Source organism: Arthrobacter sp. sptzw42 (assembly GCF_059089685.1).
On sequence record NZ_JBNHEX010000001.1, the window covers coordinates 320,805 to 333,045 of the forward strand.

At 65.5% G+C, this 12,241-nt stretch carries 10 protein-coding genes; 2 read left to right on the forward strand and 8 right to left on the reverse strand.

The annotated features are described in order from the left end of the window. Positions 1–42: 42 nt before the first annotated feature. The 5 genes from AC5RT4_RS01450 to AC5RT4_RS01470 all read right to left on the reverse strand — a co-directional run bounded on the left by AC5RT4_RS01450 (position 43) and on the right by AC5RT4_RS01470 (position 6,330). A complete protein-coding gene (locus AC5RT4_RS01450; protein ID WP_494040977.1) occupies positions 43–687 on the reverse strand; it encodes a Maf family protein in 645 nt (214 codons plus the stop codon). 55 nt (positions 688–742) lie between these two features. Beyond that, entirely contained in the window at positions 743–3,265 is a 2,523-nt protein-coding gene (locus AC5RT4_RS01455; RefSeq protein ID WP_494104658.1) for an MMPL family transporter, read from the reverse strand. A gap of 18 nt (positions 3,266–3,283) precedes the next feature. Next, positions 3,284–3,994, reverse strand: a complete 711-nt coding sequence (locus AC5RT4_RS01460; protein WP_494040975.1) for a TetR/AcrR family transcriptional regulator — start codon at positions 3,992–3,994, stop codon at positions 3,284–3,286. Between the two features lie 140 nt (positions 3,995–4,134). After that, on the reverse strand, positions 4,135–5,574 hold the full coding sequence (locus AC5RT4_RS01465) for a dicarboxylate/amino acid:cation symporter (RefSeq protein ID WP_494040974.1): 1,440 nt from the start codon (positions 5,572–5,574) through the stop codon (positions 4,135–4,137). 165 nt (positions 5,575–5,739) lie between these two features. Continuing rightward, the gene (locus AC5RT4_RS01470) at positions 5,740–6,330 is read right to left on the reverse strand and encodes a helix-turn-helix domain-containing protein (protein WP_494104659.1); all 591 of its coding nucleotides are present in this window, start codon (positions 6,328–6,330) and stop codon (positions 5,740–5,742) included. A gap of 122 nt (positions 6,331–6,452) precedes the next feature. Here AC5RT4_RS01470 and AC5RT4_RS01475 point away from each other — a divergent pair, with 122 nt between their 5' ends. Continuing rightward, positions 6,453–7,427 (forward strand): NAD(P)/FAD-dependent oxidoreductase, encoded by a 975-nt coding sequence (locus AC5RT4_RS01475; protein ID WP_494040972.1) that lies wholly within the window; start codon positions 6,453–6,455, stop codon positions 7,425–7,427. Positions 7,428–7,461: 34 nt separating this feature from the next. On the opposite strand, the gene AC5RT4_RS01480 is transcribed toward AC5RT4_RS01475, so the two are convergent. From AC5RT4_RS01480 to AC5RT4_RS01490, 3 genes are all read right to left on the reverse strand, one after another. Beyond that, positions 7,462–9,147, reverse strand: a complete 1,686-nt coding sequence (locus AC5RT4_RS01480) for a DUF885 domain-containing protein (protein WP_494104660.1) — start codon at positions 9,145–9,147, stop codon at positions 7,462–7,464. A gap of 95 nt (positions 9,148–9,242) precedes the next feature. Further along, positions 9,243–9,518, reverse strand: a complete 276-nt coding sequence (locus tag AC5RT4_RS01485) for an acyl-CoA carboxylase subunit epsilon (protein WP_494104661.1) — start codon at positions 9,516–9,518, stop codon at positions 9,243–9,245. After that, a complete protein-coding gene (locus tag AC5RT4_RS01490; RefSeq protein WP_494104662.1) occupies positions 9,515–11,098 on the reverse strand; it encodes an acyl-CoA carboxylase subunit beta in 1,584 nt (527 codons plus the stop codon). Before AC5RT4_RS01490 ends, AC5RT4_RS01485 begins: the two co-directional genes overlap by 4 nt. Positions 11,099–11,320: 222 nt before the next feature. Between AC5RT4_RS01490 and AC5RT4_RS01495 the strand changes: the two genes are divergently transcribed. Next, positions 11,321–12,208 (forward strand): SDR family oxidoreductase, encoded by an 888-nt coding sequence (locus tag AC5RT4_RS01495; RefSeq protein WP_494104663.1) that lies wholly within the window; start codon positions 11,321–11,323, stop codon positions 12,206–12,208. Positions 12,209–12,241: the final 33 nt, after the last annotated feature.

A 12,241-nucleotide genomic window follows, 5' to 3' on the forward strand; every position in this document is an offset into this window, starting at 1 on the left:
GGCTTTGTAGGGAAGCTACAAGACTCGTGGAAATCGGGCAGCTTACGCCGCCGGCCACAGGTCGGTGATGCGTACCTGCGCCTGAGCCAGCAGGCTGCGGAGCGTGGAGACGGACAGGCCGACGACGGCGTGCGGGTCGCCGTCGACCTTGCGGATGAAGGCCCCACCGAGGCCGTCGATGGTGAAGGACCCGGCGCAGTGCAGCGGCTCGCCGGTGGCGATGTAGGCGTCAATCTCCTCCGGCTCCATTTCAAGGAAGGAGACCTCCGCGGAGGCAACAGTCCCGAGGGTGGCACCCGTGCCGGGGGCGGCGCCGTCGTCAGGGTCTGTGTCCCGGCAGTCCACCAGCCAATGTCCCGTATGCAGCACCCCGGTGCTGCCGCTCATCCGCAGCATCCGCTCGCGGGCGACGGCGGCGGTGTACGGTTTGCCGTGCGCTTCGCCGTCGAATTCGAAGACGGAGTCGCACCCGAGTACCAGCGCACCTTCCGCTTCCGGCAGCGCCGCCACCGCCTCAGCCTTCGCCCGTGCCAGCAGCAGGGCGGTATCGTGCGGGTCGGTAACGCCGTACCGTGCCTGGACCGCATCCTCGTCAACGTCCGATACGAGGACTGAGTGCCGGATGCCGGCCTCGGCCAGGAGCTTGGTGCGGGCGGGGGACTGGGAGGCAAGAATCAGGCGGACCACGGCTCCAGCCTAGCCGGTCCTGCCCAAGGGCAGGACCGGCCGCGGTACACCTGTGTCAGTGCACCAGCGCCCCTGGTGCGGGTGCCGCCTCAGGACTGCTGAGCTTGGCGCCCTCCACGTCGACGTCCGGCAGGATCCGGTCCAGCCAGCGGGGGAGCCACCATGATTTTTCGCCCAACAGGTACATCACGGCAGGCACGATGGTCATCCGGACCACGAAGGCATCAAGCAGCACACCGAAGGCCATCGCGAATCCGAGCGGCCGCACCATGGTGAGGTGGCTGAAGATGAAGCCGGCAAAGACGCTGACCATGATGATCGCCGCGGCGGTCACCACTGCGGCGGCGTGCCGGAAGCCCACCCGGACCGCCTGCTTTGCCGGGGAACCGTGCATGTACGCCTCGCGCATCCCGGAGGCGATGAACACCTGGTAGTCCATGGCCAGACCGAACAGCACACCGATCAGGATGATGGGCAGGAAGCTCAGGACGGCGCCCGGGTTGGCGACGTCGAACACGCCGCCCAGCCAGCCCCACTGGTACACGGCCACCACGGCCCCGAACGCGGCGGCGAGCGAGAGCAGGAACCCGCCGGTTGCGAGCAGCGGCACCACGATGGAGCGGAACACCAGCAGCAGCAGGATGAGGGAGAGGCCGACGACGATCGCCAGGTAAGGCGGCAGGGCGTCGCCGAGCTTCGTGGAGACATCAATGTTGCCGGCGGTCTGGCCGGTCAGGCCCATGGCGACGTCGTATTCGGCCTGGATGTCGTCGTTGAGGCCGCGGAGTTCAGAAACCACCTGCACGGTGCTGGCGCTGGCCGGGCCTTCCCGGGGGATGACCTGGAAGACAGCGGTGCGCCGGTCCTCACTGAGGGCAACAGGCACGGCGGCCACCACGTTGTCGACATCGCGGAGCTTGTCCGCGATGTCGTACTGCAGGGTCTGCGCCTGGGCCTCATCGAGGTTGGCGGGGAATTCGCCCACGGCCACGATGGGGCCGGTGACCCCTTCGCCGAAGCTCCGGGCGGTCAGATCGTAGGCCTGGTAGGCCTCGGATTCCACTGGTTCTGACCCGCCGTCGGGCAGTGCAAGCTGCAGCTGTGTGGCGGGCAGCGCGAGGGTGCCCAGGAGGAGCACGCCGGCCAGGAGCGCCAGTACGGGGTGCCGGGTGACCAGACCGCCCCAGCCATGGGTGCTGCGCTCGCGGTCCTGCGCTTCGTCAGCCGCTTCATGGCCGGGTTCAGCGTTGTGGGTCTCCGCCTTTTTCCAGGCACGCCGCGAGATGATCCGCCGTCCAATCAGGGACAGCATGGCCGGGGTGAGGGTGATGGCCACCAGCACCGCCACCGCCACCGTTCCTGCAGCGGCCAGGCCCATCACGGCGAGGAAGGGCAGACCCGGCACCACGAGTGCGGCGAGGGCGATGATCACGGTCAGGCCGGCGAAAACCACTGCGTTGCCGGAGGTGCCGGTGGCACGGGCAACCGATTCCTCGTGGTCCATGCCGGCAAGGAGCTGTGTCCGGTGCCGGTTGACGATGAACAGCGAGTAGTCGATTCCCACGGCCAGGCCCAGCATCAGGGCGAGCATGGGGGAGATGGAGCTCATGTCGAAGAGGCCGGAGAGGGCAAAGGTGATGCCAACGCCTACACCTACGCCGATCACTGCCATCAGCAGGGGCAGCCCGGCGGCGATGAGTGTGCCCAGCATGATGATCAGGACCAGGGCGGCCACTGCGATGCCGATGACCTCGGCGGCGCCGAAGAGTTCGGAGATGTCCTCGGTGATTTCCTTGCTTGCGTAGGCGGTGACGCCGGCAGCGGAGGTTTCGTGGGCGATGTCCTGGACTTGCTGGCGGACCTCGGGGCTGAGGCCGTTGATGGAGGTACTGAACTGTACCTGTGCGACGGCGGCGCGGCCGTCTTCGGAGACGAAGCGGATGGCTGAGGATGCCTCTGCCTGCCGCTTGCCCAGTTCCAGTTTGGCTTTGCTGGCTTCAAGTTCCCGGGCGCCGGCGTCGAGCTTCGCCTGGCCCTCCGCGAGGGCGGCTTTTTGCTGGCCGAGCTGGGCCTCGATAAGCGCCGCCGGCGCGCCGGCTGCTGAGAGTTGCTGTTCGGCCGCCGCGAGCCGTGCCTCGCCGGCCTCCAGCTCGGCGCGGGATCCTTCAAGTTGTGCCTGGCCGGCGGCAAGCTGCTGCTCGCCATCGGTGATGGCCTGTCCGGCCTGGTCCACCTGCGCCTGCGTGGCGAACGGATCTATGGTGCCCCGGACATCGGACACGGATTCCAGCTTTTTGAGGGCATCGGTGACGGCGGTGCGGCTCTCGGGCGTGAAGCCGCCGTCGGGCGCTTCGAACACAATGGTGGCGGTGCCGCCGGATGCTGACGGAAGCTCTTCCCTCAGCTTGTCCGCGATCCGCTGTGTTTCAGTGCCCGGGATCTGGAAATTGTTGGACAGGGTGCCGTGGAACGCGGCGGCAGAGCCGCCCACGGCCACCAGGGCAGCCAGCCACAGCGAAATCACCAGCCAGCGCCGGCGGTAGGAAAACTTGCCCAGGCGGTAAAGGAGCAGTGCCATGAAGGGTAACCGATCTGATCAGGAGGAACGGGAGTCTGAAGAAGAGGGGGTGGTGTGCCGGGCAGCAGCGGAGCGGCCGGCGCCGTTGAAACCGGCGCCCAGCAGCGCCATCGAGTCGATGAGCAGCTGACGCAGCTCCGCGAGGGAATCCGGTGAGAGATCGGGGCCGCGGCGGCTGAACCAGACCTCCATGGCAGCCTTGCCGCAGGACATCACTGAGCCGGCCAGGGCGTGGACGTACAGTTCGTCCTGCCCGCCGGCGGTTCCCGCCATGCGTTCGCGTGCCACGGCGAAGACCTGGGCCCTGCAGTGATCCCAGGCCTCAAGTTCGGTGTGCGACATCAGCGGACTCTGGCGGGTCAGGGTAAAAAGTTCTGCCAGCGGAGCTACGGCTTTCGGGTCGGCGAGGGCAACCAGTGCGGCCTGGGCCGACTCCAGCATCGGTTCGTCAGCGGGCCGCAGCCGAAGCTGCTGAATGGCGTTGTCCAGGAAGTTGTGGACGATGGATGCCAGGGCGGCATCAGTGCTGCTGAAGTAGTTGAAGAAGGTCCGGCGGGAGATCCCTGCCGCCTCTGCAATGTCCTCGGCGGTGAAGTTTCCCGGACCCTTGGTGCGCAGGAGTGCCAAAGCGGCATCAGTGATGGCCAGGCGGGTAGCGGCCTTGTTCAGCTCACGCCGCGACGGGACGGCTGAAACGGGCGCGGGGGCTCGGCCTGCGGAAATTGTCACGCTCTTACACTACGTGCAACTTTGCACTGCGGGCAAGTTTTCGGGAATTCCCGCCGATGACGGTTACTAGTGAGCAAGAAAAGAAGTCCCCGGGAATCTTCCCGGGGACTTCTTTTTACAGCAGGGGTGAGCAGGGACCCTTAGGCCTTCACGTCCGCCAGTTGGCGCGTTGTGGTGTCCGTGGAGGTTCCATCGGACGGGGCCTCAGCGGCGTCCACAGTGTCCTCAACAAACGGTGTGCCGTTGCGGGGTGCGTTGTACAGGGCCTCATCGAGGATGCCCTGGCGCTTGGCCACGATGGTGGGGACGAGCGCCTGGCCGGCAACATTCACCGCGGTGCGTCCCATGTCCAGGATGGGATCGATGGCCAGGAGCAGGCCGACGCCGGCAAGCGGCAGACCCAGCGTGGACAGCGTCAGCGTGAGCATCACCACGGCGCCGGTGGTGCCGGCGGTTGCCGCGGAGCCCAGGACGGAAACCAGTGCGATCAGCAGGTACTGGCTGAAGTCGAGCTGGATGCCGAAGAACTGTGCCACGAAAATAGCTGAGATGGCCGGATAGATGGCAGCGCAGCCGTCCATTTTGGTGGTGGCGCCCAGCGGTACGGCGAAGGAGGCGTAGCCGCGGGGTACGCCGAGGCTGCGTTCGGTAACCCGCTGGGTCAGGGGCAGGGTGCCCACCGAGGAGCGGGAAACGAAGGCCAGCTGGACGGCGGGCCATACACCGGAAAAGTACTGCTTGACCGACAGGCCGTGGGTACGGACCAGGACGGGGTAGACGGCGAAGAGCACAAGTGCCAGGCCGACGTAGATGGCGAAGGTGAACTTGCCCAGGGAACCGATGGTGTCCCAGCCGTAGACGGCGACGGCGTTGCCGATAAGGCCCACGGTACCCAGCGGGGCGATGCGGATGATCCACCACAAAACCTTTTGGATGACGGCCAGCGCGGAGGCGTTCAAGGTAAGGAACGGCTCGGCAGCTTTACCCACCTTGAGAGCGGCAACACCGACGGCAATGGCGATCACCAGGATCTGGAGCACGTTGAAGCTGACGGAGGTGGTGACGGCGCCGGATTCGGCAACGGTGGAGCTGGCGCCCAGGCCCAGGAAGTTCTTGGGGAAGAGACCAATGAGGAAGGACCACCAGTCACCGGACTTGCCGGAGTACTTTGCCTCTTCGGTGATGCCCGTGTTGGCGCCGGGCTGCAGGAGCACGCCGAGGCCGATGCCGATCAGCACCGAGATCAGGGAGGTGATGGCGAACCACAGCAGGGTGTTCCACGCCAGTTTGGCGGCGTTGGACACCTGGCGGAGGTTGGAGATGGAGCTGACGACGGCCGTGAAGATCAGCGGTACGACGGCGGTCTGCAGCAGCGATACATAGCTGGAGCCGATGGTCTGGAGTGTGGCGCCGAGACCGTTGGGGCTGGCTTTGGTGCTGCCGGTGTACTTGGCCAGGAGACCGAGGCCAAGCCCGACGATGAGGGCGGCGATAATCTGGAAGCCGAACGAGCCAGCCCATTTGGGCAGCTGGAAGCCGGTCTTTCCTGCGGATTCTGAGGGGCGGGTTGATGTGCTCACCCGATTACGTTAGGGCGCGCTTCCATATCACGACGAACGGATGTTGAGAAATGTTACGGCGTCCCGCGAAGTACCAGACTTAGAAAAAGCCCATAAATCAGCGGTTTTCCGCGCTTTTATGAAGTTATTCCCTTCGCCGTAGTGCTTAAGGTCTCGCTCTTTGGGTCATCGTTGGCCGGCCTTAGGCCGCGCCCGGACGTGCATCCGCTCCCCCTGCTGCCCGAACAGGCTAATGAACTCGACGGGCTTGCCGTCGGCACTTGCAAACCAGTGCGGGGTGCGGGTGTCGAATTCCGCGGCCTCGCCAGGCCGGAGTTCAAAGTCCTTGTTGCCCAGCACCAGGCGCAGCCGCCCGTTGAGGATGTAGAGCCATTCATAACCTTCATGCACCCGCGGGTCAGGCTCCGCTCCGCGGGCCTCGCCGGCCAGCACCATCTTGAAGGCCTGCAGCCCGCCCGGACGGCGGGTGAGCGGGACAGCCGTCATCCCTGCGTGGGTGATGGGGCGCAGGTGGATCCGCGGATCTCCGGTGGGCGGGGCACCCACGAGGTCATCCAGGGGAACGCCATACAACTGCGCGAGGGGCAGCAGGATGTCGAGGTTGGGCCTGCGCTGGCCGGACTCCAGGCGGGAAAGGGTGCTCACCGATATGCCCGAGGCCGTGGAAACTTCCCCCAAGGTGAAGTTCCGCTCGGCACGGATTGCGCGAAGCCGGGGGCCAACCGCCCCGAGAACGTCGTCCAAGTCGCTGTCCATACTGCCACTTTGCCAGATCAGCAACGATACTTGCCACTGCCTCCAGATGCGGGGAAGGCTGTTATCACCGCCCGGTGACATTAGCGGCGGATCTGAAAAACGCAGGGAAGGACGAATGCGGCATGGACACCACACGGTATGACGTTGTAATTATTGGCGGCGGGGCCGCCGGGCTCAGCGCGGCGACAACATTGGCCCGCGCGCTGCGCACGGTGCTGGTCATCGATTCCGGAATGCCGCGGAACGCGCCTGCGGCCGGAATTCACGGCTATCTTTCCAGGGACGGAATGAAACCCTCGGACCTGCTGGCCACGGGACGCACCGAAGTGCTCTCCTACGGCGGCACCGTCATTGACGCGGAAGCTGTTTCGGCACGGAGAACAGCCGACGGCTTCGAGGTGGTCACCGAAGATGCCCGCCGGTTCACCGGCAGGCGCCTCCTCGTGACCACCGGCTTGACGGACGAACTGCCTCCGATCCAGGGGCTGCGGGAGCAATGGGGAAAGGGCGTTGTGCACTGCCCCTACTGCCACGGTTGGGAAATCCGCGGGCAGCGCATTGGGGTGCTGGGCACTGGCCCGCTGTCCGTCCATCAGGCACTGCTGTTCCGGCAGTGGTCCAGTGATGTCACCCTGTTCCTGAATGACGCGGTGGAGCCAACTGACGCGGAACGGGTCAAGCTCGCTGCCCGGTCCGTCACCGTGGTTCCCGGGCCCGTGGCTTCCGTTGACGCTGCGGATGGTGTCCTCAAAGGAGTCACGCTACGGGAAGGTACCTCGTTCCAGGTAGCAGCACTGGCTGTCGGCACACGGATGGAGGCCAGGTCCACCTTTCTGAAATCGCTGGGGCTGGCCACCCAGGTGCACCCGTCAGGCGCGGGCCGTTTCATCGGGACCGATCCCATGGGTGCTACAGGCGTCCCGGGCGTATACGCAGCGGGCAACGTCTCCAACCTGATGGCTCAGGTAATCACCGCAGCTGCCGAGGGTGTCATGGCTGGGGCGGGGATCAACGCGGACCTCATTGAAGAGGAAACCCGGTGGGCTGTTGAGGGCAGCGTCAGACCCGTTCCAACGGCTGTGGCAGTCGAAGGATGAGCGGAACGGGTCTGACCACAACCTGCCATCTCCATCACCGGAGCAGCGCGCGCCGGAGTGTGTCGAGTCCGACGGAGCCGATGTTCAGGGCGCGGGTGTGGAACTCCTTCAGGTCGAAGCCGGGCCGTGCCTGGAGTTCGGCCCGGATCTGTTCCCAGAGCCGCTGGCCGACTTTGTAGGACGGTGCCTGTCCCGGCCAGCCGAGGTAGCGGGTGAACTCGAAGCTGAGCTGTCCCTCACTGATGGGCAGGTTCTGCTTCAGAAACCCGTACCCCTTGTCCGGGGTCCAGGTGCCGGAGCCCCAGCGTTCGGGAACCTCGAGTTCGAGGTGGACGCCGATGTCGAACACCACGCGGGCGGCCCGCATCCGCTGCATGTCCAGCATGCCCATGTAGTCGCCCGGATCCTTGAGGTAGCCCAGTTCCTGCATCAGTTTCTCGGCATAAAGGGCCCACCCTTCGCCGTGGCCGGAGGTCCAGCACACGTTACGGCGCCACTTGTTCAGCAGTTCCCGGCGGTAGGTGGCAGTGGCCACCTGGAGGTGGTGTCCCGGAACTCCTTCGTGGAAGACCGTGGTGGTTTCAGCCCAGGTGGTGAACGTGTCCTCGCCGGCCGGGACGGACCACCACATGCGGCCGGGACGGCTGAAGTCATCGGACGGGCCGGTGTAGTAGATGCCGCCCTCGTCAGTGGGAGCGATGAGGCACTCAAGTTTCCTCATGACCTCCGGGATCTCAAAGTGGACGTCGGCAAGTTCGGCAACGGCTTTGTCCGAAAGCTCCTGCATCCACTCCCGCAGCGCCTCTTTGCCTTTTAGCTGGCGCGCGGGATCGCTGTTCAGGATGTCCTTGGCTTCTTCGATGGTGGCACCGGCCTTGATGGTGTCCGCCACCTTTTCCTGCTGGGCGATCAGCCGGTCGAGTTCCTCCACGCCCCAGGCATAAGTCTCTTCCAGGTCCACGGTGGCGCCGAGGAAGGAACGGGAGGCGAGTGCATAGCGGGCCCGGCCCACCGCGTCCTTTTCCGGCGCGGCCGGCAGCAGCTCCGTCCGAAGGAATGCTGCCAGCCCTGCATAAGCCCTGCGCGCGGCGGCGGCGCCGGCGTCGAGCTCTTCCTGCACCGCGGCCGACAGGGGCCCGGCGGCGGTGGCGGCTCCTGCCGCAAGCTTCGCGAAGAACCCGTCCTCTGCGGCGTACTTCGTGGTTTGCTCAACGACGATGTTCACCTGCCGGGCAGCAGCAACCCGGCCGGCGTCACGGGCCAGCCGCAGGGATTCGATGTAGCCGCCGATGGCCGCCGGAACGTTCAGGGCCCGGCCGGCGATGTGCTGCCAGTCCTGCTCTGTCTCCGTGGGCATGAGGTCGAAGATGGAGCGGATGTCCTGGGCAGGGGAGGCGATATTGTTCAGGTCCGCATAATCCCAGCCGGACGCGTGTATCAGCAACTGCAGGCCAAGCCGCTCCTGCATGGCATCGAGTGTGACGGCGTCGACCTCGTCCTCAGGTTCGAGCCCTTCAAGGTCCGTGAGGGCCTTCCGGGCCTCCTCCGCGAACTCAGCGATGCCGGCGGGGGAGAAGTCCTGGTATTCGGTCTCGTGTCCGGGAACGCCCAGGGTGGTGGCGAAGGACGGATTGAGCCTGATGAGCGTATCCGTGTAGGTGTCCGCGACGGCGTCGATGCGGGTTTTCGGGCGGGCGGCAGGAGCAGTCTCTGTAGTCACCCTCCGAGACTAACCGCACGGCTGCCGGAACGGGGGCCCATTCCGGCGAGGGGCCCAAGTCGGGCGAAGCGAGATTTGGGAGCCGATGGGGAGGATTAACCCCGGCTGCGTTTCCACGCCCCTGGCCCGGGCGCGGGCGCCAGGCGCAGCTGCTGCCGCCGAACCCAGTGACGCACCGGGGGCTTGTCCGTAAGTGCCGGTTCTGCGCCTCCCAGGGAGAGCACGACGGCGGTCAGCGCAGCCAGTTCCTCAGCCGTCGGCTGGCCTTTGACAACAGAGAACAACGGCGCACCGTCTGCGGGCGCCGCGCCAGGATCAACCGCCGGCTCTTCGGGCTGGGCTTGCGGCGTGACGGGCTGGGCGGGGTTCACAGCGGGATGTTCCCATGCTTCTTGGTGGGAAGGCTGGCCCGCTTGTCGCGCAGCGCCCGCAGGCCCTTGATGATCTGGGTCCTGGTTTCGCACGGCGCGATCACGGCGTCAACGTAACCCAGTTCGGCTGCCTGGTAGGGGTTCAGCAGCTCTTCCTCGTACTGGCGGATGACTTCAGCCCGGCGCGCCTCGACGTCTCCACCTGCCTCGGCCACCGCTGCGAGGTCCCGGCGGTACAGGATGTTGACGGCGCCCTGTGCCCCCATCACACCGATCTGCGCCGTGGGCCAGGCAAGGTTCAGGTCGGCACCGAGCTTCTTGGAACCCATCACGATGTACGCGCCGCCGTAGGCCTTGCGGGTGATCACGGTGAGTTTGGGAACGGTGGCTTCCGCGTAGGCATAGAGGAGTTTTGCGCCGCGGCGGATGATGCCCTGGAACTCCTGGTCCTTGCCCGGCAGGAAGCCCGGAACGTCCACCAGGGTGATGATGGGGATGTTGAACGCGTCGCAGTGGCGGACAAAGCGCGCTGCCTTTTCGGAGGCGGCAATGTCCAGTGTGCCGGCGAACTGGAGGGGCTGGTTAGCCACGATGCCCACCGTGTGGCCCTCCACCCGGCCATAGCCGATCATCACGTTGGGGGCGTACAGGGCCTGCATTTCGAGGAAGTGGCCGTCGTCCACGATCTGCTCCACAACGCTGCGCATGTCGTAGGGCTGGTTGGCCGAGTCGGGGATCAGCGTGTCCAGGGCAAGGTCGTCGTCGTCGACCTCCTGCTCCTGCTGGTGCTCCAGCACCGGAGCTTCCGAGAGGTTGTTCGAGGGCAGGAAGTCCAGCAGTTCGCGGACAAACTCGATGGCGTCGGCTTCGTCAGAAGCCAAATACGTGGACGTTCCGGTGGTGGCGTTGTGCTGGCGGGCACCACCCAGGGTTTCCATGTCCACGTCCTCGCCGGTGACAGTCTTGATGACGTCCGGGCCGGTAATGAACATGTGTGAGGTCTTGTCCACCATCACCACGTAATCGGTGAGCGCGGGGGAGTAGGCGGCGCCGCCGGCGGAAGGACCCATGATCAGGGAGATCTGCGGCACCACCCCTGAGGCGTGGACGTTGTTGCGAAAGATATCGGCGAACATGGCCAGCGATGCCACACCCTCCTGGATGCGGGCCCCGCCGCCATCGAGGATGCCGACGACGGGACAGCCGTTGCGCAACGCGAATTCCTGCACCTTGACAATTTTTTCGCCGTTGACCTGGCTCAGGGAGCCGCCGTACACGGAAAAGTCCTGGCTGTAAACGGCTACGGGGCGCCCGTCCACGGTGCCGTAGCCGGAAACCAGGCCGTCGCCCAGCGGCTTCTTTTTCTCCATGCCGAACGCGGTGGAGCGGTGGACAGCCAGGGCGTCGAATTCCACGAACGAGTCTTCGTCCAGCAGGAGGGCGATACGCTCCCGGGCAGTGTTCTTGCCGCGCGCGTGCTGCTTCTCGATCGCTTCGGGGCCGGAGGGCTGTTCGGCACGGGCCTGGCGGTCGCGGAAATCGGCGATCTTTCCCGCTGTCGTTGTCAGATCGTGGCTCATCAAATATCTCCGGCTCTGTAGCAGATTGGTCCTGTGGCGCTGTCCTAGGCGGCAGGTCTCCCGCGGGAGTTAAGTAGCATCCACACAAAGAACCAGCCCTGCTGGCTAGTCTAATGACGCTTCTGGCGCCCACCGCTGTAGGGAACCTACAATTTTCTGCCGTGCCACAACCAGAGACCAGATGTTACTCGTCAGTAATATAATTGGGTTACAGTGATTTTTATGACTTCGAGCAACGATGCTTCGGGCTCCTTTGCCAGCCCGTACCGGCCCACTGGCTCCCTTCGCGGCCGCACTGTCCTCATGTCCGGCGGAAGCCGCGGGATCGGGCTGGCAATAGCCGTCCGGGCCGCCGAGGACGGTGCGAACGTGGTGCTGATGGCGAAGACCGGGGAGCCGCATCCGAAACTGGAAGGCACGGTGTACACCGCCGCCGAACAGCTGGAGGCGGCCGGCGGCCAGTCACTTCCGCTGGTCGGCGATGTCCGCAGCGACGAGGACGTGCAGCGGGCAGTCTCGGCGGCGGTGCAGCGCTTCGGAGGCATCGACGTCGTCATCAACAACGCCTCCGCCATCGACCTGTCAGGCACGGACGCCGTCGACATGAAAAAGTACGACCTGATGCAGGACATCAATGTCCGCGGAACCTTCCTGCTGTCCAAGCTGGCGCTGCCGGCGCTGCGCGCCTCCGCCGGCGGGCACATCCTCACCCTTTCACCACCGCTGAACCTCGATCCGTACTGGGCCGGCAAGCATTTGGCCTACACCATGGCCAAGTACGGAATGAGCCTGACAACCCTGGGGCTCGCGGAGGAACTGAAAGCGGACGGAATCAGCGTCAATTCGCTGTGGCCCTGCACCCTGATCGACACCGCAGCCATCCGGAACATGCCCCACGGCGAGCAGATAGTGCAGGCAGCGCGCGGCCCCCGGATCATGGCCGATGCGGCGCATGCCATCCTCACCGGAGCCAACCGTCGTGCCGGGGGTACGTCCAGCGGCAACTTCCATACGGATGAGGAAGTCCTCACCGCAGCCGGGGTGGCCGACTTTCGTCCGTACAGCCTCGGAGCACCGGAGGACCGGCTGGTTCCGGACATCTTCCTGTAGGCGGGACCTCCTGCCCGGGTCGGTAGGATTTAG

What these genes read in the sequence shown, in the direction of transcription:
- AC5RT4_RS01455 (WP_494104658.1), bottom strand. Translation starts at nt 3,265, where the DNA reads ATGGCACTGCTCCTTTACCGCCTGGGCAAGTTTTCCTACCGCCGGCGC.
- AC5RT4_RS01470 (WP_494104659.1), bottom strand. Translation starts at nt 6,330, where the DNA reads ATGGACAGCGACTTGGACGACGTTCTCGGGGCGGTTGGCCCCCGGCTT.
- AC5RT4_RS01475 (WP_494040972.1), top strand. Translation starts at nt 6,453, where the DNA reads ATGGACACCACACGGTATGACGTTGTAATTATTGGCGGCGGGGCCGCC.
- AC5RT4_RS01490 (WP_494104662.1), bottom strand. Translation starts at nt 11,098, where the DNA reads ATGAGCCACGATCTGACAACGACAGCGGGAAAGATCGCCGATTTCCGC.
- AC5RT4_RS01495 (WP_494104663.1), top strand. Translation starts at nt 11,321, where the DNA reads ATGACTTCGAGCAACGATGCTTCGGGCTCCTTTGCCAGCCCGTACCGG.